This is a genomic window from Bordetella genomosp. 7 (assembly GCF_002261265.1).
GTDB lineage: Bacteria > Pseudomonadota > Gammaproteobacteria > Burkholderiales > Burkholderiaceae_B > Bordetella_A.
On sequence record NZ_NEVK01000004.1, the window covers coordinates 404,290 to 427,046 of the forward strand.

20 protein-coding genes are annotated in these 22,757 nt (G+C 67.0%); 11 read left to right on the forward strand and 9 right to left on the reverse strand.

Going from position 1 to position 22,757, the window contains the following annotated elements; translation table 11 throughout:
- Window positions 1–120: 120 nt before the first annotated feature.
- From CAL19_RS09070 to CAL19_RS09080, 3 genes are all read right to left on the reverse strand, one after another.
- Window positions 121–2,745, reverse strand: a complete 2,625-nt coding sequence (locus tag CAL19_RS09070) for an AAA family ATPase (protein ID WP_094796608.1) — start codon at window positions 2,743–2,745, stop codon at window positions 121–123.
- Window positions 2,742–3,860, reverse strand: a complete 1,119-nt coding sequence (locus CAL19_RS09075; RefSeq protein WP_026637926.1) for a metallophosphoesterase family protein — start codon at window positions 3,858–3,860, stop codon at window positions 2,742–2,744. Before CAL19_RS09075 ends, CAL19_RS09070 begins: the two co-directional genes overlap by 4 nt.
- A 103-nt stretch (window positions 3,861–3,963) precedes the next feature.
- Window positions 3,964–5,268: a D-amino acid dehydrogenase gene (locus tag CAL19_RS09080; RefSeq protein ID WP_026637927.1), complete on the reverse strand. Its 1,305-nt coding sequence runs from the start codon at window positions 5,266–5,268 to the stop codon at window positions 3,964–3,966.
- Window positions 5,269–5,406: 138 nt separating this feature from the next.
- Between CAL19_RS09080 and CAL19_RS09085 the strand changes: the two genes are divergently transcribed.
- The 4 genes from CAL19_RS09085 to CAL19_RS09100 all read left to right on the forward strand — a co-directional run bounded on the left by CAL19_RS09085 (window position 5,407) and on the right by CAL19_RS09100 (window position 8,508).
- Entirely contained in the window at window positions 5,407–5,877 is a 471-nt protein-coding gene (locus CAL19_RS09085) for a winged helix-turn-helix transcriptional regulator (RefSeq protein ID WP_026637928.1), read from the forward strand.
- Window positions 5,878–5,887: 10 nt separating this feature from the next.
- Window positions 5,888–6,655: a DUF502 domain-containing protein gene (locus CAL19_RS09090; RefSeq protein ID WP_419670168.1), complete on the forward strand. Its 768-nt coding sequence runs from the start codon at window positions 5,888–5,890 to the stop codon at window positions 6,653–6,655.
- 45 nt (window positions 6,656–6,700) lie between these two features.
- Window positions 6,701–7,294, forward strand: a complete 594-nt coding sequence (locus CAL19_RS09095; RefSeq protein WP_026637930.1) for a restriction endonuclease — start codon at window positions 6,701–6,703, stop codon at window positions 7,292–7,294.
- Between the two features lie 62 nt (window positions 7,295–7,356).
- Entirely contained in the window at window positions 7,357–8,508 is a 1,152-nt protein-coding gene (locus CAL19_RS09100; RefSeq protein WP_249276281.1) for a hypothetical protein, read from the forward strand.
- A 183-nt stretch (window positions 8,509–8,691) separates the two neighbouring features.
- Here the strand turns inward: CAL19_RS09100 and CAL19_RS09105 are convergent, their stop codons facing one another.
- The 6 genes from CAL19_RS09105 to CAL19_RS09130 all read right to left on the reverse strand — a co-directional run bounded on the left by CAL19_RS09105 (window position 8,692) and on the right by CAL19_RS09130 (window position 14,692).
- Window positions 8,692–10,422, reverse strand: a complete 1,731-nt coding sequence (locus CAL19_RS09105) for an ABC transporter substrate-binding protein (RefSeq protein WP_026637931.1) — start codon at window positions 10,420–10,422, stop codon at window positions 8,692–8,694.
- A gap of 99 nt (window positions 10,423–10,521) precedes the next feature.
- Window positions 10,522–10,830 carry a DUF2160 domain-containing protein gene (locus CAL19_RS09110; RefSeq protein WP_026637932.1) on the reverse strand — a complete coding sequence of 103 codons (309 nt, stop codon included), beginning with the start codon at window positions 10,828–10,830 and terminating at the stop codon, window positions 10,522–10,524.
- A 17-nt stretch (window positions 10,831–10,847) separates the two neighbouring features.
- Window positions 10,848–11,660, reverse strand: coding sequence for a carbohydrate ABC transporter permease (locus CAL19_RS09115; protein ID WP_094796609.1), 813 nt, complete (start codon window positions 11,658–11,660; stop codon window positions 10,848–10,850).
- The gene (locus tag CAL19_RS09120) at window positions 11,653–12,534 is read right to left on the reverse strand and encodes a carbohydrate ABC transporter permease (protein ID WP_026637934.1); all 882 of its coding nucleotides are present in this window, start codon (window positions 12,532–12,534) and stop codon (window positions 11,653–11,655) included. Before CAL19_RS09120 ends, CAL19_RS09115 begins: the two co-directional genes overlap by 8 nt.
- Complete coding sequence (locus CAL19_RS09125; RefSeq protein WP_094796610.1) at window positions 12,531–13,616, reverse strand: ABC transporter ATP-binding protein; 1,086 nt, start codon at window positions 13,614–13,616, stop codon at window positions 12,531–12,533. The genes CAL19_RS09120 and CAL19_RS09125 overlap by 4 nt, the downstream gene beginning before the upstream one ends.
- Window positions 13,616–14,692, reverse strand: a complete 1,077-nt coding sequence (locus CAL19_RS09130; RefSeq protein WP_094796611.1) for an ABC transporter ATP-binding protein — start codon at window positions 14,690–14,692, stop codon at window positions 13,616–13,618. Before CAL19_RS09130 ends, CAL19_RS09125 begins: the two co-directional genes overlap by 1 nt.
- Before the next feature lie 136 nt (window positions 14,693–14,828).
- On the opposite strand from CAL19_RS09130, the gene CAL19_RS09135 reads away from it, so the two are divergent.
- The 7 genes from CAL19_RS09135 (at window position 14,829) to CAL19_RS09165 (ending at window position 22,750) form a co-directional block, all read left to right on the forward strand.
- Complete coding sequence (locus CAL19_RS09135; RefSeq protein WP_170941512.1) at window positions 14,829–15,644, forward strand: DeoR/GlpR family DNA-binding transcription regulator; 816 nt, start codon at window positions 14,829–14,831, stop codon at window positions 15,642–15,644.
- Between the two features lie 37 nt (window positions 15,645–15,681).
- Window positions 15,682–17,280 carry a glycerol-3-phosphate dehydrogenase/oxidase gene (locus CAL19_RS09140; RefSeq protein ID WP_094796612.1) on the forward strand — a complete coding sequence of 533 codons (1,599 nt, stop codon included), beginning with the start codon at window positions 15,682–15,684 and terminating at the stop codon, window positions 17,278–17,280.
- Between the two features lie 119 nt (window positions 17,281–17,399).
- Window positions 17,400–18,101 (forward strand): TetR/AcrR family transcriptional regulator, encoded by a 702-nt coding sequence (locus tag CAL19_RS09145; RefSeq protein WP_094796613.1) that lies wholly within the window; start codon window positions 17,400–17,402, stop codon window positions 18,099–18,101.
- A gap of 1 nt (window position 18,102) precedes the next feature.
- Window positions 18,103–19,095 (forward strand): HlyD family secretion protein, encoded by a 993-nt coding sequence (locus tag CAL19_RS09150; protein ID WP_094796614.1) that lies wholly within the window; start codon window positions 18,103–18,105, stop codon window positions 19,093–19,095.
- A complete protein-coding gene (locus CAL19_RS09155; protein ID WP_026637941.1) occupies window positions 19,092–20,039 on the forward strand; it encodes an ABC transporter ATP-binding protein in 948 nt (315 codons plus the stop codon). Before CAL19_RS09150 ends, CAL19_RS09155 begins: the two co-directional genes overlap by 4 nt.
- The gene (locus CAL19_RS09160) at window positions 20,036–21,181 is read left to right on the forward strand and encodes an ABC transporter permease (RefSeq protein WP_026637942.1); all 1,146 of its coding nucleotides are present in this window, start codon (window positions 20,036–20,038) and stop codon (window positions 21,179–21,181) included. Before CAL19_RS09155 ends, CAL19_RS09160 begins: the two co-directional genes overlap by 4 nt.
- Window positions 21,182–21,214: 33 nt before the next feature.
- Window positions 21,215–22,750 (forward strand): efflux transporter outer membrane subunit, encoded by a 1,536-nt coding sequence (locus CAL19_RS09165; protein WP_094796615.1) that lies wholly within the window; start codon window positions 21,215–21,217, stop codon window positions 22,748–22,750.
- The last annotated feature ends 7 nt before the right edge of the window (window positions 22,751–22,757 follow it).

Below are 22,757 nucleotides of genomic sequence, written 5' to 3' on the forward strand. Positions count from 1 at the left end.
TCCGAAGGTGTCAGACACCGCCATACCGATGTTTGAACCGTCCTCGAAGGTGTCAGACACCGCCGTACCGACGCTTGCTCCGAAGGTGTCAGACACCGCCGTACCGACGCTTGAACCGGCCTACGCGGGAACAGACCGGATGCCCACGCCCATGTCCTGCCAGGCTTGGGGGTGGCAGGTAAAAAGCAGCACCTGATGGCGCGATGCCGCGTCGTAGAGCGCGCGTTTCATCAATTCGCGGCGCTTTTCGTCCGCGTGCACCAGGGTGTCGTCCAGCACCAGCAAGGTAGGACGCCCGGCCTGCTGCAGCAGGTCGGCATATGCCAGGCGCGCCAGCACGCCAAGCTGTTCGCGCGTGCCGAAACTTAACGCATCGAGCGCATCTTCGCCGCCTCCGCGGGCCAGCGCCGCGGGTGTCAGCGTCTCATCCAGGCGCGATTGCGCACCGGGAAACAGCAGACCCACATAGTGCTGCAGCCGCCGCGCCAGCGGATCCAGAAGCCGCTGCGTGGCCGCCGCCCGCCCTTCTGCGAGCAAGCGCCAGAGCAGGTCCAGGGCCTGTGCGCGCGCGGCGAACTCGTCGCGACGCCTGGCCAAGCGCTGGGCATCGGCCTGCGCCTGCAGCAGCTGTTCGCCCAGCCCCTGGGCCTGCGCCTGCTCAAGCTTGCCCTGCAGCTGCAGCAGTTCGGCATGGCGACGCTCTTGTTCGGCGCGCGCCAGCACTGCCGACTGTTCGTAGCGTTGCACATCTTGCTGGATCAGTTCGGGCTGGTGCGCCTGCAGGGCGGCCTGCGCCTCGTGCACGCGACGCGCCAGCGTGTCCCGCCCCGCTCGCACTTCGACCAGCCTGGCGCTGCGCTGGTCACGCTGCTCGGCCCGCGTGGCGCTGTGGAACTCGCGCTGCTGCGCCATCCATTGGTCGTGCAGCACCTGTGCGCGCGCTCGCAGGGTATCCAGATAGGTGCGCGCATGCACCACGCCTTGCGCGGCCTGGTCGGCCTCGCCGGTTGCGTCACGCTGGGCCTGCTGCGCCTGCGCCAGATCCGCGACGGGCTGGCGGGGTTCGGGCAGGCGCTCGCGCAAGCCCTGCAGCTGCGCGCGCCGCTCCTGGGCTTGCGCGCGGGCGGCATGCAGAGCGTCTGTGCCGTCCGGCGCCTGGATGCGCAGGTATTTGTCCGCCAGATCGAGATCGCGGCGTGCCTGCTCGTAGGCCGCGGCGCGCGATTCGGCAGCAGCAAGGTCGTCGGCCTGCAGGCGTGCGAGCAAGGCGCCGCGCTCGCCCAACGCCGTCTGCAACGCGGCCTGCACCGCAGGCAGGTCGCGCCCGCCCGGCTCGATGCGCAATGTACCGACGCCGGGGATGCGCAGCGCAACGGCCTCGACCAGCAGCGTGTCGCCGGCTCCGGCCAGGGCGGCGCCGTCCAGATCGATTTGCTGGCCGCCTTGCAGGTCGTACTGCAGTCGCGTCGCGCCGGCGCGCTGCTGCGTCTGCAACTGGACAATGCGCTGTTCCAGTTCGCGCAACGCGCGCAAGGCCTGCATATCGATAGCCAGGCTTGCCACGGTGCGCTGCAACTGCTGTCGCTGCTCCTGGATCTGCGCGGCCTGCGCAATGGCGTCATCCAGCCTGCGCAGGTCGTCATCGAGCCGGCTCAGTTGCGCGTCGCAATCCTGCCTTTGCGCGGCCTGGTGCGCCGCGGCAACTTGCGCCTGACACTGCGCCAGGCGCTCGCCGGCCTGCTGCTGCAATTGCTGGGCGCGCTCGAGCGCCGCGCCGGCCGGCTCGATTTCGGCGGCTGCCGCCTCGGCCTTGGCCTGCAGCTCGCGCAGCACCTCGCCGTCGCGCTGGTCGCGCTGGACCTGGTCGTGCAGCAGCGACAGCGTGTCGTCGGCTTGTGCGAGCTCGCGCTGCAAACCGGCCAGCGCCTCGCGCTCGCGGCTGATCTCGGCAAGCCGTGCGCGCGCCTGCGCGGCCCGCTGCTCGAGCTCGAGCCATGGCTGTTCTTGCTGTGCCTTGTCGTAGTCGCGCCGCAGTTCGGCAAGCCGGTCGACATCGGCGTCCAGCGCGCCCTTGGCGGCAGCGAGCGCCTCGGCTTTCTGCATCGCCTGCAGGAAGGCGTCTTCTGCGTCGCGAAAAGCCCCCTTGGGCCGGCCGCTGCGCGCGTCGCGCAACGCGGCGCGTTCGGCTTCGACGCGCTCGTACAGGTAATCGCCGTCGGCGCCGGCAAGCTCGCCTGTCAGCCGCGTCAGGGCGTCGCGCAAATGCGCCTGCGCATGCGCGGCCGGCTCGGCCAGGTTCTGCCCTTCGCCTTGCGCGATCCACAGCAAGCCCGGTATGCCGCCATGTTCGGGGCGACTGCTCCCCTTGGCCGGAAATTCGAACCCCAGCAGGCTGGCCAGCGCGGTTTCGGCGGCCTCGCCTTCGTGGCGCTCGGCGCCGCCGTCGACCAGCAGCTCGCAGCGCGCGCGGCTGAGAAACGATTTGCGCAGCAGGTAGCGACGGCCGGCGTGCTCGAAATCGATCTCGATGGACGGCCGGGCGCCCTGCATGCCCCACGGAGCCAGGTCGGCCACCTTGGTGGTCTTGTAGCGTTCCAGAAACGCCGCCCGGATCGCCGCCACGAACGTGCTCTTGCCCGCCTCGTTGGGGCCGGCAATGACGTTCAGCCCGTCGGCCAGATCGTCCAGCGCCGCGCCGCTGCGAAATCTGCGGAACTCTTCAATGGCTATGCGGCGCAGTTTCATGGCGTCTGCTCCCGCTCGCGCTGGAACTGCACCAGCAGGCGCAGCGCCTGCCGGGCCGGCGCAGCCTGCGTGGGGTCATCCTGCAACGCCTGCAATTGCGCCGCGACTTCGGCCACGTAGCCGCTCGCACCCAGCGCGGCCAGATCCTGCATGTGGGGCGTCAGGGATACCTGCTCGGCGTCCAGCAGCAAGGCCCGCGCACGGGCCGTGGCGCGCGCAATGGCGTCCTGCAGTGCATCCCAGGCGTCCAGAGGCAGCTGGCCGGACAGTTCCACGCGCAGCACATCGTCCGGGCCCACGGCCTGCAGCCGGTGCGCGAGCGCTTCGGCGTCCGACGGCAACACCAGCGATTCGGCCCATTGCTGCCAGCGATACCGGGCCACCGGCAACTGCTCGACCACGGGCACTGCGCCGGGCCCGGGTATGCGCACGTCCAGCACGCAGCCGGAGGCATTGGCCCGGAACCGGTCGGGCTCCGGCGTGCCCGAATACCAGGTTCGCGCATCGATCTGCAGACATCCGTGCCAATCGCCCAGGGCCAGGTAGTCCAGGCCAGCGCGGCTGGCCCGGTCGGCGGCGACCGGGTTGGCGGAATCCACGGCATCCGGCAGCCGGCCGGCGACGCTGCCGTGCGCAAGCCCCACCCGTATGCGCCCCGCCTCGGCGGCCAGCGTATCGAATACGGCGGTGGTGTCATCGTAGGTGTGGCGTTGCGTGAGCGGCGCGGCCAGCACGGCCAGGTTCAGGTCCGGGAAATCGACCAGGGCGGGCCGCAGGGGGATATGTACGTTGGGCCTGACGCAGCCCAGCTGACGCGCCCGCGTCCAGACACTGTCGGCCAGCGCCGCGTCGTGGTTCCCGGCAATCAGCACCCACGGACCGGAATACGCGTCCAGAGCGTCGAACAGCCTGCGGATGCTGCGGTCGGACACGGCCTGGGTATCGAACACGTCGCCGGCCACCAGCACCGCATCGACCCGCCGCTGGGCAGCCAATGCCGCAATGCGGCCAACTGCCTCGTAGCGGGCCTCGGCCAGCATGGCGGCATCATCGTTATCGAACTGGCCGTACTGCCGGCCGATCTGCCAGTCGGCGGTATGTAGAAGGTGGATCACGCGTCGTTACCCGGGTAGTGCCTGCGCCTGACGGCGGCCATGCGCGATTGTGGCACAAGGCCGGCGCAGATCGCGCCGGCCCGGGAAGTTGCGTGGCGGCGCGCTACGCCGCCGAACGCGCGCCCAGCGGTTCGCGGCCCGCCCGCAGGCGCGAGGCCCCGTAGCGCGACAGGTCGAGGTCGTCGGCGCGTATGGCGGGCTGGTGCCCGGTGACCAGGTCGGCCACCAGCTTGCCGGATCCGCAGGCCATGGTCCAGCCCAGCGTGCCATGCCCCGTATTGAGAAACAGGTTGGCATAGCGCGTGGGGCCCACGATGGGCGTGCTGTCGGGCGTCATGGGGCGCAGCCCGGTCCAGAATTCCGCCTGGGACACGTCGCCGCACCCGGGATACAGGTCGGTGACCACGCGTTCGAGCGTACGACGGCGTGCCGGCTTGAGGCTCAAGTCGAACCCTGCGAGCTCGGCCATGCCGCCGACGCGGATACGGTTGTCGAAACGAGTAATGGCCACTTTGTAGGTTTCATCCAGCACCGTGGACACCGGCGCGGCATCGGCCTGGGCCAGGGGCACGGTAAGGGAATATCCCTTGACCGGGTAGACCGGCAGGTCCAGCCCCAGCGGCGCCAGAAAACCCCGGGTATAGCTGCCGAACGCCGCGACATAGCGGTCGGCCGACAGTAGTTCGCCATCCACCTGCACGCCCTGCACCTGAGCGCCGGCCGTTTGCAGGCCCTGCACTTGCTGGCCATGGCGGAACTCGACGCCCAGGTCGGCCGCCATCTGCGCGAGCCGGCGCGTGAACAGGCGGCAGTCGCCGGTTTCGTCGTTGGGCAGACGCAAACCGCCCGCCAGCTTATGGGCGCTGCGGGCCAGGGCCGGCTCGGCTGTCTGCAGGCGTGCGCGGTCGAGCAGCTCGTAGGGCACGCCGCAGCGCTCGAGCACCTGGATGTCACGCTGCGCGGCGGCAAACTGGGCGGGGGTGCGGAACAGCTGCAGCGTGCCCAAAGCGCGTTGTTCGTACTGGATGCCGGTCTCGGCCCGCAGTTCGCGCAGGCAATCACGGCTGTATTCGGCCAGGCGCAGCATGCGCTCTTTATTGACGGCATAGCGGCTGGCGGAACAATTGGCCAGCATCGCCGCCATCCAGCGCCACTGGTACAGGGTGCCGTCGGGCCGTATGGCCAACGGCGCGTCTTTCTGGAACAACCATTTCAGGGCCTTGAGCGGAATGCCCGGCGCCGCCCAGGGGGTGGAATAGCCGGGCGAGACCTGGCCGGCATTGGCGTAGCTGGTTTCGCTGGCGGCCTCGGGCTGGCGATCCAGCACCGTTACCCTGGCGCCGTGCCGCGCGAGGTAGTAAGCGGTTGTCACGCCGATGACGCCGGCGCCCAGGACGATGACATGCATAAGAAATTCCGTTTTAGACAGGCCACACTGATAAACAAATAGTCTAGGAGCGATGCGGCAGTGAAAAGCACTAAAATCGGCGGCCCCGATTCAATTTTTTACTGGCGGCATGGCCTTTAAGCGCCCTGCAAGAGTGAAATGCGCGAACTCGACCGTACCGACCTGAAAATTCTCGATATCCTGCAGCGCGACGGGCGGATGTCCATTACCGACCTGGCCGAGCGCGTCAACCTGTCGGCCACGCCATGTTCCGAGCGCGTCAAGCGCCTGGAACGCGAAGGCGTCATCTCGGGCTATTACGCTCGCGTCAATCCGGCGGCCCTGGGTCGCAATTTGCTGGTGTTCCTGGAAATCAAGCTGTCGGCCAAGTCGGGCGACATGTTCGACCGCGTCAAGCAGGAACTGCTTTACGTGCCCGAAGTCATGGAATGCCACCTGGTGTCGGGCGATTTCGACTATCTGGTAAAGGCCCGGCTGACCGAAATGAACGAATACCGGCGGCTGTTGGGCGAGATCCTGAAGCGCCTGCCGGCCTCGGCCGAGTCGCGCAGCTATGTCGTAATGGAAGAAATCAAGGAAACTCTGTTCCTGCCGACCTACAGCCACTGAGGATCGCGACATGCCCGCCCCTAAGCCTTACCGGAAACTCATTTCCATGACACGCCTGTCCCGATACTTTTTTCGCGGTCTGATTACCTTATTGCCGATCGCACTGACGATCTACGTTCTGTATATCCTGCTTTCCTGGACCGAACGTGTGGCCATGGCGCTGCTCAGCCCGTTCATCGGCAGTTTCTACATACCCGGCATGGGCCTGGGCCTGGGCATACTGGGCATCCTGCTGGTGGGGTACCTGGTCTCGAAGGAACGCGTGCAGCGTGTGTTCCTGCTGGTGGAAATGCCGTTCACCAACATACCGGTGGTCAAGAGCATCTATTCGTCGCTCAAGAGCTTTGCCGACTATTTCTCGCCCAGCGCCAAGACCGACACTCAGCACGTGGTGGTGTTGCGCATCCCCGGGCAGCCCCTGGAACTGGTCGGGCTGATTACACGCCGCGGCACGGCCGGGCTGCCGGAAGGTTTTTTACCGGGCGAGCGCGTGGCGGTGTATCTGCCCATGGGATACATGATCGGCGGCTACACGGTGTTCGTGCCCACCGAATGGGTCAACCCCATCGACATGTCGGTCGAAGAAGCCATGCGCGCCTCGCTGATCGCATGGATGGCGCGCGCCCCGGACGGGTCGGCAAGTGCGGCGCCCCAACCGGCCGCTCCCGCGGCCGCTCCCGCGGGCACGCCGACGCCTGCCGCCGCCCCGGCCGAACCCGCTGAACCCGCCGCGCCGGCCCCGGGGCCGGCCGCCTCGTCGGACGCGCCTCGCCCGTGACGGGTCGGCGCCGCAGTCAACCGGAACACTGAATAGGAACATTGCATGAAGTTCATGGCCAGGAATTCGCTGTTCGGTATCTTGCTGCGCTCGCCGTGGTGGATCAGCCTAGTGATCGCGACCGCGCTGGTGGTGGTTGCGGTGGCGGCAGTGCCGCCGGCGTACGCGGCATTTCCGGCATTCGGCGCCATTCCGTTCCTTGTGATCGCCGGGATCGCCGCCTGGAAGCAACGCGGCAAACCGTCGGCGGCGCGCGTCGAGCAGACCGCCGCGACCTTGGCCGCCCTGCCCTGGCCGGCCTTTGCCGACGTGCTCGAAGCCGCCCTGCGCCGCGACGGCTGCGAGGTCACCCGGCTGGACGGCAAGGCCGCCGATTTCGCGCTGACCCGCGCCGGCGGCGCCCGGGCGCTGCTTTCCGCGCGGCGCTGGAAGGCTGCGCACACGGGCGTCGAACCTCTGCAACGCCTGCACGCCGCACTGGCGGCCGCCGGCGCCGGGGAAGGCATTTACGTATCCCTGGGTACGCCATCGGCCCCCGCGCGGGAGTTCGCGGCACGGCACAGCATCCGCTTCATGGATGCCGAGTCGCTGGCGCGCCTGTTGCCGCGGGGGATACCGCAAGTTTCCGCTCAACGGTAGAATCTGGCGCCACACGGCGCCGCCATCAGCCCCCCCACTGCGCCGGCAAGCGGAGCCGACGCATGCCCCACACCGACACGCCCCCCGACATCGCCGCGCGGCAAGGCATACGCATCGAGACTGCCCACGAGCGAGCCCTGCCTGCCGAACGCGACGCCGCGCTTGCCATGTTGCGCGCATGGGGCTTGCACCCGTACTTCGTGGCGCTGCCCGACGGGCCCTGCGCCGTGCAGTTCGAGCCCGCGCCCGCCCTGCCGAAACTGGCGCCGCAACGCGATACCACCGGCCTTTGCACGGCGCTGGGCCTGGACACGCATGGCAATGCCGACGACCTGGCGCGCGAAATCGTGCTGGCGATGCTGCTGGGACCTGAGCCGTTTCCGTTTCCCGGGGCGGCAGAAATGCGCAGCGCGGTGCGGATACGCCAGCATATTGTCCAGGCCGCCCGCAAGACGGCCCTGGCGTTCGACACCGAACACGCCGAGCGCCCGGCGGGGTACTGGCGCTACGACGACGCGCGCGGTTTCACGATCGAACCCGGCGTGTCACTGATCGACGCGCTGCGCAAGGCCACGCAGCCGGAAGCGTCGGGCAAGTTGTATTCGTTTTCGTGCTACCGGGCCACAGAATACGTGACGCTGCTGGGCATTGCGCTTGAACTGCAGGCAGCGCACCCGGCGCTGTACGAGCGCCTGCAGAAGCAGTGGGAAACGCGGGCCATCATGTCTGGGCAGTTCCACGAGGTGTTCCTGCGCGAGTACGGCTCGATGCAGCACCCGTTGCCGTCCAGGTATTACGTGCCGGGCGATCGCCTGTGGTTCCGCAACCCCGACGCGCATTCATCCAATGTCGAGGGCTACGAAGGGTCTTGGGTGTTTTACCTGGGCGGCGGGTTGTTCAACAACTTCTGGAAGCGCGACCGGCCGTATACGCTGGCCGCGAAATGCGTCGAAATCTACCATTGGCGTGACGCGGCGCAGCGGGATGCGCAGGGCCGGCTCATGATCGACGAAGCCATTGTCGAAGAACACGCGGCACGCACCTTGGGCGACCCGGCTGCGTTGGACAGCGTACTGGCGCGCATGCTGCGGCGGCGCGATCCGCAGGGCGTGTACGCGGACGGCGGCTGTATCGACGCCACCCGCGAATGCGCGCTATGGGTGCTGCCCGGCACGGCCCGGATCGCACTGCCGGATGTGGGGGAAGGTGTCTGACACCCTACGGGAGTCAGACACCGGAGGCGCAGTGGAAGGCAGTCAGACGCCGCAGGCGGAGAGAAAAGGTGTCTGACTCCCGTAGGGTGTCAGACACCTTCCGCGCGAGAGACACCCTGGGTGCGCGAGACACCTTCCGTGCAAAAGACCCCCTGGGTGCGCGAGATGCCTTCCACGCGCGGATCAACGCACTTTGCCGGCCTTCCAGGCTTGCAGCAGCTGGTCGTACGGAATGGTCTGGCCTTGCGGTTTCTCGTTGGCCAGTTTCTTCCAGGGGGCGTGCTCATCGGACAGCCACTTCGACGGGTCGCTCTTCTTGTTGAGCTTGGGCGCGCACTGGGCCATGCCGGCGCGCTCAAGACGGGCCATCACGCGGTCCATTTCGTCGGCAAGGTTATCCATGGCCTGCTGCGGGGTCTGTTCGCCCGTGACCGCCGTGGCGACATTCTTCCACCACAATTGCGCCAGCTTGGGATAGTCGGGCACGTTGTTGCCCGTGGGGGTCCAGGCCACGCGCGCCGGGCTGCGATAGAACTCTATCAGCCCGCCGTAGCGGTCGGCATTTTCCGTAAAGTAATCGCTGTTGATGTCGCTGTCTCGAATGAAAGTCAGCCCGGTTATCGATTTTTTCAGCGACACGGTCTTGGACGTGACGAACTGCGCATACAGCCACGCGGCGGCCAGCCGGTCAGGATCGGTGGACTTGAAGAAGGTCCACGACCCCACGTCCTGGTAGCCGTTCTGCATGCCCTCTTTCCAGTAGGGCCCGTAAGGCGACGGCGCCATGCGCCACTTGGGCGTGCCGTCTTCGTTGACGACCGGCAGGCCTTTCTTGGTCATGTCCGCGGTAAAGGCGGTGTACCAGAAGATCTGCTGGGCGATCTGGCCCTGCGCCGGCACGGGGCCGGACTCGGAGAAGGTCATGCCCATGGCCTGCGGCGGCGCGTATTTCTTCATCCAGTCGACGTACTTGGTCAGCGCATACACCGCGGCCGGACTGTTGGTGGCCCCGCCGCGCGCCACAGACGCGCCCACCGGCGTGCATTTATCATCGGCCACGCGTATGCCCCATTCGTCGACCGGCATGCCGTTGGGCAGCCCTTTGTCGGCCGCGCCTGCCATCGACAGCCAGGCGTCGGTAAAGCGCCACCCCAGCGACGGATCTTTCTTGCCGTAGTCCATGTGGCCATAGACCTTCTTGCCATCGAGTTCCTTTACATCGTTGGTAAAGAAGTCGGCAATGTCCTCGTAGGCCGACCAGTTGGTCGGCACGCCCAGGTCATATCCGTACTTGGCCTTGAACTTCTCGCGCAGGTCCGGACGCGCGAACCAGTCGGCGCGGAACCAGTACACATTGGCGAACTGCTGGTCCGGCAGCTGATACAGCTTGCCGTCGGGCGCGGTGGTGAACTTCGTGCCGATGAAGTCGTTCAAGTCCAGCCCCGGGTTCGTCCACTCTTTGCCCGCGCCGGCGATATAGTCCGACAGCGGCAGGATCGCGCCATAGCGATAATGCGTGCCGATCAGGTCCGAGTCGGAGATCCAGCCGTCGTAGATCGACTTGCCCGACTGCATCGACGTCTGCAGCTTCTCGACCACGTCGCCTTCCTGGATGAGATCGTGGTTGACCTTGATGCCGGTGATCTCGGTGAAAGCCCGCGCCAGCGTCTTGGATTCGTACTCGTGGGTCGTGATGGTCTCGGACACGACATTGACCTCGTTGACGCCCTTGGCCTTGAGCTTGGCGGCCGCTTCGATGAACCATTGCATTTCGGCCAGCTGCTGATCCTTTGACAACGTCGACGGCTGAAATTCGGCGTCCACCCATTTCTGGGCCTCGGGCATTGCTGCCCATGCGGCCGAGCACCCCATCAGGGCGATGCTTGCCGCCACGGCTTGCCTGCGCAGTTTCATGACCTTGCTCCTCGATGTACCTTCCCCTTTTGCTGCGGACCGGGCCTGGGAAGACATGGCCGACGGTCGTCTCACAACTCGTTATCGGAACGGCAACAGCTATCCTTTGCGCATGATCCACGCCAGCACCAGCATCGACACCGCGAAACTGATCCAGACCGTGGGCGGATCGTCGAGCCCGAACCAATCCATCAGGTGCTCGCCCAGGCCCACATAGGCCAGGTTCACCCACGCCGCCGCCATCAGCCCGATGAACAGGCGATCGCCACGCGTGGTAGCAATAGGCAGGAACCCCTTGCGCAGCCGTGTGGGCGATTTGAGTTCCCACACCGTCATGCCGGCCAGCATCAGCACGATGCAGGCAAAAAACACTGCCACCGGCGTTGTCCATACCATCCAGTCGAACATGCCCGTCCTCCGCGTCGCTATACCCGGCCCATCGCAAAACCCTTGGCGATGTAGTGCCGGACGAACCAGATCACGATGCCCCCGGGCACGATCGTCAGCACGCCCGCCGCCGCCAGCACGCCCCAGTCCATGCCGGACGCCGACACGGTGCGCGTCATGGTGGCCACGATGGGCTTGGCGTTGACCGAGGTCAGCGTGCGGGCCAGCAGCAGCTCGACCCAGCTGAACATGAAGCAGAAAAAGGCGGCGACTCCCACGCCCGATTTGATCAGCGGCAGGAAGATCGTCAGGAAGAAACGCGGGAACGAATAACCGTCGACGTACGCGGTTTCATCGATCTCGCGCGGGACGCCCGACATGAAGCCTTCGAGTATCCATACGGCCAGGGGCACGTTGAACACCAGGTGCGCCAATGCGACCGCCAGGTGCGTGTCCATCAACCCCAACGAGCTGTACAGCTGGAAGAACGGCAGCAAGAACACCGCAGGCGGCGTCATGCGATTGGTAAGCAGCCAGAAAAACACATGCTTGTCGCCGATGAAGCGGTAGCGCGAAAACGCATACGCCGCGGGCAGCGCCACCGCCAGCGACACGACGGTGTTGATGGCCACATAGATCAGCGAGTTGATATACCCCGAATACCAGGCCGGATCCGTGAAGATGGTGCGGTAGTGGTCCAGGGTGAAATTGCGCGGCCAGAACGTAAGCGTGCTGACGATCTCGGTATTGGTCTTGAACGACATGTTCAACATCCAATACAGCGGCAGGATGGCGAACACCAGGTACAACACCAGGAACGCCGCGCGCCCGACGGTGAATCGATCACTCATGTCCGGTCTCCTCGGCTGCGGTGCCGGCCCGCAACATCCAGTTGTACAGGATGAAGCACAGCAGCAGGATAATCAGGAAATACACAATAGAGAACGCCGCCGCAGGCCCCAGGTCGAACTGCCCCACGGCCTTCTGCGTCAGGTACTGCGACAGGAAGGTCGTGGCGTTGCCGGGCCCGCCGCCAGTCAGCACGAAAGGCTCGGTGTAGATCATGAAGCTGTCCATGAAGCGCAGCAGCACCGCGATCATGAGCACGCCGCGCAGTTTCGGCAGCTGGATGTAGCGGAACACGGCCACGCGCGATGCGCCATCGATGCGCGCGGCCTGGTAATAGGCTTCGGGAATGGCGCGCAGGCCGGCATAGCACAGCAGCGCGACCAGCGGCGTCCAATGCCAGACGTCCATGGCCAGCACGGTCAGCCAGGCATCCAGAGGATGGCCGGTGTAGTGATAATCGACGCCCAGCCAGGTGAGCGCGGCGCCCATCAGCCCGATATCGGTGCGGCCGAATACCTGCCAGATGGTGCCCACCACGTTCCACGGAATCAGCAGCGACAGCGCAATGATCACCAGCACGGCCGATGCGCGCCAGCCCGATGCGGGCATGCACAGCGCCAGCAGGATTCCAAGCGGGACTTCGATCGCCAGCACGGCCAGCGAAAACCCGATCTGCCGCAGCAAGGCCCCGTGCAGTTCCTCGTCCTGCAGCACCATGGCATACCATTCGGTGCCGACAAAGACCCGGCGATCCGGCGCGATGATGTCCTGCACCGAATAGTTCACGATGGTCATCAGCGGCAGGATCGCCGAGAAGGCCACGCAGATCACCACCGGCAGCACCAGCAGCCAGGCGCGTTGATTGATGGGCTTCATGTCAGGCGCTCCTCGTTGCGGTAGAAGCAGGTATGCGGATTCACCAGCGGCAGCCACGCCGTATCGCCGACGGCAGGAGCGTGGCCCGCCGCGGCGCGCGCCCGCAGCACGGCGCCCTGGAAATCGCCGGTAAGCAGCAAATAGGTGCCCAGGTCCTGCACGCGCGTGATGCGCACCGGCACCGCGCCCTGCGTATGCGGTTCGCAAGGCTGCAGGTATTCGGGCCGCACACCCAGCTGCAGCGTGTCGGCGCCCGCCAGTACATCGGCCTGGCCGGGCGACAGGCCGGCAAGGCGGTATCCGCCGACTTCCAGGGCGCCCTCGCGCCACTGCGCCGGCAGGAAGTTCATGCCCGGCGAGCCGATGAAATGCCCCACGAAAGTATGCGCGGGCCGCTCGAACAAGTCGCCCGGCGTGCCGATCTGCACCGCCTTGCCGCGCGACATCACCACCACGTGTTCGGCAAACGTCAGCGCCTCGGTCTGATCGTGCGTCACATAAATCAGCGTCAGCTTGAGCTCTTGATGGATCTCTTTCAGCTTGCGCCGCAGCTGCCACTTGAGGTGGGGATCGATGACGGTGAGCGGCTCGTCAAACAGCACGGCGGACACGTCGCTGCGCACCAGCCCGCGTCCCAGCGAAATTTTCTGCTTGGCGTCGGCCGCCAGTCCGCTGGCGCGGCGGTCCAGCAGCGCGGACAGTTCCAGCATTTCGGCGATGCGGCCCACGCGCTCGCGGATATGCGCCGGCGGCATGCCGCGGTTGCGCAACGGAAACGCCAGATTCTGCGCCACCGTCATGGTGTCGTACACCACCGGAAACTGGAATACCTGGGCGATATTGCGCTGCTGGGGGGTCAGACCGGTGACGTCACGCCCGTCGAACAATATGCGGCCCTGCGACGGGCGCAACAGCCCCGACACGCAGTTCAGCAGCGTTGTCTTCCCGCAGCCCGACGGCCCGAGCAGCGCGTACGCTCCGCCGTCCCGGAAGGTGAAATGCAATGGCAGCAAAGCGTAATCGTCGTCGCTGCGCGGGTTGCGCACATACGAATGCGCCAGGTCGAGTTCAATGGCCGCCATCAGCCTGCCTCCCCGGGGCCGCCGGCAGCCAGCAAGCGGCCATCGGCATCGAAGGCATACAGGCTGGCGGGGTCGAAGTACAGGGTCAACGCATCGTCCAACCCATGGTGGTGCACCCCAGGCAGCTGGGCCACCACGGCGCCGGCCGCCGTTTCCGCATGCAGGTAGGTGTCGGAACCGGATATCTCGGCCAGTTTCACCACGCCCGGCAAGGCCACCCGTCCCGGCGCGGGCTGCAGATGGAAGGCTCCGGCGCGCAACCCCGCCGTCAGCGTGTCCGACTCCACGCCCTGGGCCAGGCGCCGCGCGGCGGCCACGCCGCCAGGCAGCACGATGGCGTCGGCGGTGCGCTGCGCCGCGAACAGATTCATGGGCGGGTCGCTGTAGGCCAGGGCCACCCGCAGCGAGGCCGGCCGGTGAAACACCTGCGCGGCCGGACCGTACTGCAGCAGCTCCCCCGCATCGAGCACGGCCGTATAACCGCCCAGCAGCAAGGCTTCGGCGGGTTCCGTGGTGGCGTACACGACGGTGGACGCGCCGTCGGCAAACAACGCCGCCAGCTCATCGCGCAGGGCTTCGCGCAGCTTGTAGTCCAGGTTCACCAGCGGCTCGTCCAGCAGGATCAGCGGCGCGTCTTTGGCCAGGGCGCGCGCCAGGGCGACCCGCTGTTGCTGTCCGCCCGACAGTTCGGCGGGATAGCGCTGCAGCAAATGCTCGATATGCAGCCGTTCGGCCATGGCCAGCACGCGGCGGGCGATGTCGGGCGCGCCGCTGAGCTTCAGCGGCGACGCGATGTTGTCGTACACCGTCATCGACGGATAGTTGATGAACTGCTGGTACACCATCGCCACGTTGCGCCGCCGCACGGGAACCCCGGTGACGTCGGCGCCGTCGACCAGCACCCTGCCCTGTGTCGGGCGATCCAGGCCTGCCATGATGCGCATCAGGCTCGTCTTGCCCGCCTGCGTGGCGCCCAGCAACACCGTCATCGCGCCGGGCACGGGGGCCAGGCTCATGGGATACAGGTGGGTCTGCGAGCCCGCCTGCAGGGCAATCTGGTCCAGCGTCAACTGCATCGTTCTCCTCCGGGGTGGGCTGATGCACTTCGCTTTCGTTGTTTTTTTGCTTTTTTGCGTTTTACCCAACAAGCGAACGAAAAACAATCTTGCAGCGCGTCATTATTTTTCGCTTTTGTTGCTTTATGATTCGAATATGACACTGAACCCGCGCCAAAGCGCCCTGGTGGAGCTGGTCCGCTCCCAGGGGTCCGCCACCATCGAAGCCCTGGCCCGCCACTTCGGCGTCACGCTGCAAACGGTGCGGCGCGACGTCAACCTGTTGGCCGAGGCCGGGCTGCTGTCGCGCTTTCACGGCGGTGTGCGCATCGAGGCCTCCACCATCGAGAACATCGCATACCGCAAGCGGCAAGGCCTGCACGCCGACGCCAAGCAGCGTATCGCAGATGCCGTCGCGCAAGCCGTGCCCGACGGCTGTTCGCTGATCCTGAACATCGGCACCACCACCGAAGCCATTGCGCGCGCCCTGCTGCACCACCGCGGCCTGCGGGTCATTACCAACAACCTGCACGTGGCGGACATCCTGTCGGACAACCCCGACTGCGAAGTCATTATCGCCGGCGGCGTCGTGCGGCCGCGCGACCGCGGCATCGTGGGCGAAGCCACCATCGACTTCATCCGCCAGTTCAAGGTCGACATCGGCCTGATCGGCATTTCGGGCATCGAAGCCGACGGCACGCTGCGCGACTACGACTTCCGCGAAGTGCGCGTGGCGCGCTGCATCATCGAACAGTCCCGCGAAGTCTGGCTGGCCGCCGACAGCAGCAAGTTCCAGAGACAGGCCATGGTCGAACTGGCGCACATTTCGCAGATCGACCGCTTCTTTACCGACGCATGGCCGCAAGAACCCCTTGCCCAGGCATTGCAGGAAGCCGGCGTGCGCTGCGAAATCGCCGCCGCCGGCGACCAAGCCGACGCCCTGCCCGCCATGACCGCGCACCCCGGCTCTTGAACCTTTATCCACGCCATATGCCGACCGTCTTTCCCTTATGAATCCCACCCCTGCTTCCCAGCCCATGCCGAGCCGCCCCGCCCTGCTCGAAACCTTGAACGACCCGGCCGCCTGGGACGTCATCGTGATCGGCGGCGGTGCCACCGGGCTGGGCACCGCCGTGGACGCCGCAGCGCGCGGATACCGCACATTGCTGATCGAAGCGGCCGACTTCGCCAAAGGCACATCCAGCAAGGCCACTAAGCTCGTGCACGGCGGCGTGCGTTACCTGGCCCAGGGCAATATCAGCCTGGTGCGCGAGGCCCTGCACGAGCGCGGCCTGCTCAACCGCAACGCCCCCCACCTGGTGTGGCCGCTGGGCTTCGTGGTGCCCGCCTACGGCCTGTTCGACCAGCCGTTCTACGGCGCCGGCCTGAAAATGTATGACATGCTGGCCGGCAGGCTGAACCTGTCGCCCAGCCGCTGGCTGTCGCGCACCGAAACCCTGACCCAGGCGTCCACCGTGGCGCAATCCGTGGGCGGGCGCAGGCTGCGCGGCGGCGTGCTGTATTACGACGGCCAGTTCGACGATGCGCGGCTGGCCATGGCCCTGATGCGTACGCTGTTCGACCTGGGCGGCACCGCCATCAACTACGTGCGGGCCGGCGGCCTGACGCGCAACCGGCAGGGCGCCATCGACGGAGTGGTCGTGCAGGACGTGCTGGGCGATACGCAATACACGCTGCGCGCCCGCTGCGTGATCAACGCCACCGGGGTGTGGGTCGACAGCGTGCGCCGCATGGACGACCCGCAGGCGCAAACCATGGTGGCGCCCAGCCAGGGCGTGCACCTGACACTGCCGCGCGACTTCCTGCCGGGCGACAAGGCCGTTCTCATTCCCAAGACCGACGACGGCCGGGTGCTGTTCGTGGTGCCCTGGAACGGTCACACCATTGTCGGCACCACCGATGCGCCGCGCGACGACCTGCCGCTGGAACCGCCGGCCAGGGACGACGAAATCACCTTTATCCTGCAGACGGCCGCCCGCTACCTGAGCCGGCAGCCCACCCGCGCCGACGTCACCAGCGTCTGGGCCGGCCTGCGTCCGCTGGTGAAAGCCACCGGAGAAGCCTCTACCAAGAGCCTGTCGCGCGAGCACACCATCGTGGTGTCGCGCGCCGGCCTGGTGACGGTAACCGGCGGCAAATGGACCACCTATCGCAAGATGGCGCAGGATGTGATCGACACCGCCATCCAGCACCAGTTGCTGCCCCAGGCGTTCTGCCGCACCGCCGAATTGCCGCTGCACGGCGCCGGCGCGCTGCCCGATGGCGTGCACTACGGCACGCCCGACAGCTACTACGGCACCGACCTGCCGGCGCTACGCGCGCTGCCGGGCCTGGATCATGTGCTGGTCAAGGCCAGCGGCCTGACCGAAGCGCACGTGCGGTTCGCCGCGCGGCACGAGCTTGCGCGCAGCGCCGAAGACGTGCTGGCGCGGCGCAATCGGGCATTGTTCCTGGACAGCCAGGCCGCCATGCTGGCCGCCCCCGAAGTCGCCCGCATCCTGGCCGAAGAATTGGGCCACGACGCGGCCTGGCAACGCGGCACGGTCGAAGACTTCGCGCGCACCGCGGCGCATTACCGCCTGGACTGACGCTGCGGCCCAGCGCAGCACCGCTGCCTGGGCCTCTTCCTGCCGCCATCGAGCGGTTCGTGCCCGGCCTCGTATGCCTGCCTCTTTTAATTAACTAATTAGTTAATTAAAATGCCGCCATGACCGATGCCACCCGCTCCCCACCTCGCAAGCCCGGCCGTCCGCGGCGCGCCGATGGCCGCGACGCCTTGCTCGATGCCGCCACGACGCTGTTCGCCTCGAAAGGGGTGGCCGGCACCACGCTTGCCCACATCGCGGTGCACGCAGGCGTCACTCCAGCCATGGTGCATTACTACTTCAAGAACCGGGATCAACTGCTCGACGTCGTGGTGGCCGAACGCCTGGGGCCCCTCATCGCTTATGTGTGGGCCCCCGCCGCCGCCGCGCAAAGCGCCGCCCCCGATCTGCGCGCCATGGCCACCCAGATCGTGACGCGCATCGTGCAATGCGCCAGCGAACGCCCGTGGCTGCCCCCGCTGTGGATGCGCGAAGTCGTCAACGAAGGCGGCATGCTGCGGGAAAGAGTATTCAGCCGTTTGCCTGTCGACCGCCTGCACGGGTTCGCCCACGCTATCCGCGCCGGGCAGGCGGCCGGCATCGTGAACCCGGGGATCGAGCCGCGCCTGGTGTTTTTGTCGATTCTGGGCATCACGATGCTGCCCATGGCCACGGCCGCGTTGTCGCAGCGCCTGTGGAAAGACGCGGACAACGCCGCGCCCGATGCCGGCACGATTATTGCCCACGCGCTCGCCTTGTTGTCCGGAGGACTGTTCACGGCTTCTGCCGCGCCACCCTCCGCCGCCTCTCATCCTGGAGCCTGATATGCCCGCCCGATCGCGCCCGCTCGCGAATCGCCGTAATCTGCGGCTGCGCCACGTTCTGGCCGCTGCCTGCCTGCCCCTGCTGCTGGCCGCCTGCGATGACAACCGCCAGGCCTTCTATCAAGGTTACGTGGAAGGCGAATTCGTCTACATGGCGCCCGAGCGCCCCGGGCGCTTGCAGGCATTGCACGTTGCGCGAGGCGACGAGGTTGCCGCCGGGGCCCCGCTTTTTTCGCTGGACGCCACGCCGGAAGCCCAGGCGCGGCGCGAAGCACGCGCCCGGCTGGACGCCGCGCGGGCGCGGCGCCTGGACCTGGACAGCGGCAAGCGCCCTCAGGAAGTCGAGGTCGTGCGCGCGCAGCTCGCGCAGGCCGACGCCGAAGCCGGCCGCGCCGCGGCGCAGTACAAGCGCGATCGCGCCCAATTCGCGGCCGGCGGCATCGCGCAAGCCCAGCTCGATGACAGCCGCGCCCAGGCGCAAGCCAGCGCCGCCCGCGCGCGCGAATTGCGCGCGCAGCTGCAGGTCGCGGAACTGCCGGGCCGGCGCGAACAATTGAAGGCGCAGGACGCCCAGGTCGAGGCGGCAAGCGCCGCGCTGGCCCAGGCTGAATGGGCCCTGGCGCAAAAGCAGGTTGCCGCCGCCCAGGCCGCACGCGTGTACGACACCATGTTCCGCCCCGGAGAATGGGTGGCGGCCGGCAACCCCGTGGTGCGCCTGCTGCCGCCGGACAACATCAAACTGCGGTTCTTCGTGCCCGAAGCGGCGCTGGGCGCGCTGCGCATCGGCCAGCGCGTGGACGTGCATTGCGACGGTTGCGGCCAGGCGATACCCGCGGCCATCACTTACGTGTCGCAGCAAGCCGAATACACCCCGCCGGTGATCTACAGCCGCGACAGCCGCGGCAAACTCGTCTACATGATCGAAGCGCACCCCGAACCGCAGGCCGCGGCGCGCCTGCATCCGGGCCAGCCCGTGGAGGTCACGCTGCAATGAGCGCAACTGCCGACAGCGAACTGGTGATCGATGTGCAGGGCCTGAGCAAGCGGTTCGGCGACAAGCAAGTGGTCAACGACGTGTCGCTGCAGGTGCGCCGGGGCGAGATCTTCGGGTTCCTGGGCCCGAACGGCAGCGGCAAGACAACCTGCATACGGCTCATGTGCGGCCTGCTTACGCCCGATTCGGGCAGCGGCACCTGCCTGGGCTACGACATCCTGACCCAAAGCGCCGACATCAAGCGCCACGTGGGATACATGACGCAGAAGTTCTCGTACTGGGAAGACCTGACCATACGCGAGAACCTCGACTTCGTCGCGCGCATGTACGAAATGCCCAACCGCCGCGACGCCGTCGACCAGGCGCTCGAAAACCTGGGCCTGCAGAGCCGCGCCAACCAGCTTACCGGCGCACTGTCGGGCGGATGGAAGCAGCGCCTGGCCCTGGCGGCCTGCCTGCTGCACGAGCCCCGGCTCCTGCTGCTGGACGAACCCACCGCGGGGGTCGACCCCACGGCGCGCCGCGACTTCTGGGAAGAGCTCCACATGCTGGCCGCGCGCGGCATTTCCGTGCTGGTCAGCACGCACTACATGGACGAAGCCGAACGCTGCCATAAGCTGGCGTACCTGGCCTATGGCCGGCTGCTGACCCAGGGCACGGCCGCCAGCGTCACCGCCGAACAGGGATTGGCGACCTGGGCCATCCACGGGCAGGATCTGGTTTCGCTGGGCCAGCGCCTGCGCAGCAGCCCCGGCGTGGACCAGACCGTTGCCTTCGGCGCGGCGCTGCACGTCAGCGGCGCCGACCACGACACGCTTGAACGCACCGTGCGCGCGGCCATCCAGGGCAGCGACCTGCGCGCCGAGCCCGTCGACACCAGCCTGGAAGACGTGTTCATCTACCTGATGAACCGCTCCACCGACAACTACGGCGGGCGGCCATGAGCGCGCGCGAGCGGCGGTTTTCGTGGCTGCGGTGGTGGAGCATGGTGCTCAAGGAATTCCTGCAGCTGCGCCGCGACCGCCTTACCTTCGGCATGATCGTGGGCATACCCATCATGGAACTGGCCCTGTTCGGATATGCCATCAACACGGACCCCAAGCAGATGCCCACGGCGGTCATCGCATCCGACCACAGCGAGTTCACCCGCACCTTCGTGTCGGCCATGAAGGCGTCGGACTACTTCAATATCGTCGAAGAACTGCCCAACGAAGAGGCGGGCCGCGCAGCGCTGGCGCAGGGGCGTGTCCTGTTCGTGCTGACCATTCCGCCCGATTTCACGCGCAGCCTGCTGCGCGGCGAACGGCCCGCGCTGCTGATCGAGGCCGACGCAACCGACCCTACCGCCACGGGCATGGCGGTGGCCGCGGCCACGCAGCTGAGCCAGGCCGTGGCGCGCAAAGACCTTACCGGCCCGCTGGCGCACCTGGCCGGCGGCGAGCCGCCATTCGACGTGCGCGTGCACCGCCTGTACAACGAAGAGCAGATCGCCCAATACAACACCGTGCCCGGCCTGATGGGCGTGATATTGAGCATGACGCTGGTGATGATGACGGGCCTGGCCATGACCCGCGAACGCGAACGCGGCACCATGGAAAACCTGCTGGCCACGCCGGTGCATCCGCTGGAAGTCATGACCGGCAAGATCGTGCCCTACATTTTCATCGGGCTTGCGCAGGCCACCATCATCCTGCTGGCCGCCCGCTACGTGTTCCACGTGCCCTTCATGGGCAGCCTGGTGGCGGCATACCTGGCGGCCTCGCTGTTCGTGGCGGCCAACCTGACCGTGGGCATCACCCTGTCTTCGCTGGCGCAGAACCAGCTGCAGGCCATGCAGCTGACCACGTTCTATTTCCTGCCCAACATCCTGCTGTCGGGGTTCATGTTTCCGTTTCACGGCATGCCCATCTGGGCGCAGCACGTGGGCAACCTGCTGCCGCTGACATACTTCAACCGGCTGATCCGCGGCATCCTGCTCAAGGGCAGCGGCTGGGCCGACCTGTGGCCGCATGTATGGCCGCTGCTGCTGTTCACGGTCCTGGTCATGGCACTGGCGGTGAAGTTCTATCGCCGCACCCTGGATTGACGCATGAGCCCTTATCTTCTCGTTTCGCGATTGATGCGGCGGCCCGGCGTGGCCTGGGCCGGCGGCATCCTGGCTGCGGCCCTGTCCGGCTGCGCCGTCGGCCCCGATTTCGAGCGTCCGGCCCCGCCGGACGTACAGCGCTACGCGGCCGCGCCCGCCGCGGCGTCGACATCCGGCAACGAGTCGGTTCCCGCACAACGCCTGCATGCGGGCACGGACATCCCGGCTCAATGGTGGACGCTGTTCCGCTCGCCCGCCCTGGACCAGCTGGTGCGCCAGGCCCTGGAACACAGCCCCACACTGCAACAGGCGCGCGCACGCCTGTTGCAGGCGCAGGAAGAACTGCGCGCGCAAGCCGGCGCGCGCACCCTGCCTTCAGTTGACGCGGAAGCGTCAGGCGCGCGCCAGAAAGTCGACCCCTCGGCCTATGGCATTCCCGTCACCGAACTGCCACCCCCCTTCACGCTGTACAACGCGTCTATCGAAGTGTCGTACACGCTGGATGTGTTCGGCGCCGAACGTAGCGCGATAGAAGGGCTGCAGGCGCAGGCCGACCACCAGCAATACGAGTTGCAGGCGGCCCGCATGATGCTCGCCGGCAACGTGGTGACAACCGCGATCCGCCAGGCCGGCCTGCAGGAGTGCCTGGACGCCCATCGCGAATTACTGGCCGCGCAGACACGCCAGCTGGCCATCCTGCGCCAGCGCCACCATGCAGGCGGCGTGTCGGCCCTGGATGTGCGGCGCCAGGAATCGCTGGTGGCGCAGGCGCGCGCCGAGCTGCCGCCCCTGGAACAAGAGCTGGATCGCGCGCGCCACCAGCTCGCGGTGTACCTGGGGCGGTTGCCGTCGCAGGCTGCGCTGCCGGCGTTGTCGCTGGCCGACCTGCAACTGCCGCTGGACGTGCCGCTGGGCGTACCGTCGCAACTGGTGCGGCAGCGGCCGGACATCCTCGCGGCGGAATCCCTGTGGCGGCGCGCCACCGCCGACGCGGGCGTGGCCGCGGCAAACCGCTACCCCCGTTTTACGCTGACAGGCAGTTTCGGATCACAACGCACCCGGGCCGGCGACATGGCCGACGGTGTCAATGTCTGGAACCTGGCATTGGGGCTGACCCAGCCGCTGTTTCGCGGCGGCGAATTGCTGGCCCGCCAGCGCGCGGCCGAGGCGGCTTTGCAGGGCGCTGCGGCGGCTTATCGCGACACCGTGCTGCAGGGCTTCCAGCAAGTGGCCGATGCCTTGCGCGCGGTGCATGCGGATGCCGCGACCCTGCAGGCGGCCACCGAAGCCGACCAACAGGCCGAGCAGGCATATCGCATTACCGAGCGGCTTTACCAGGCGGGGGGCGTCAGTCAGCTGGCGTTGCTGGACGCCCGGCGCGAGCAATGGCGCACGCGAGCGGCGCGCGTGCAGGCCCAGGCCGACCGCTACGCAGACACCGCCGCATTGCTGCAGGCCCTGGGCGGCGGGTGGTGGAACGAGGCAGAAAGCGTATCATCCCCGCATCCGGACGCTTCGTCGTCCAATTGCCATGAATGTGCTCCCGCGTATGCCGGCCCGGCCAACTGAATCACGC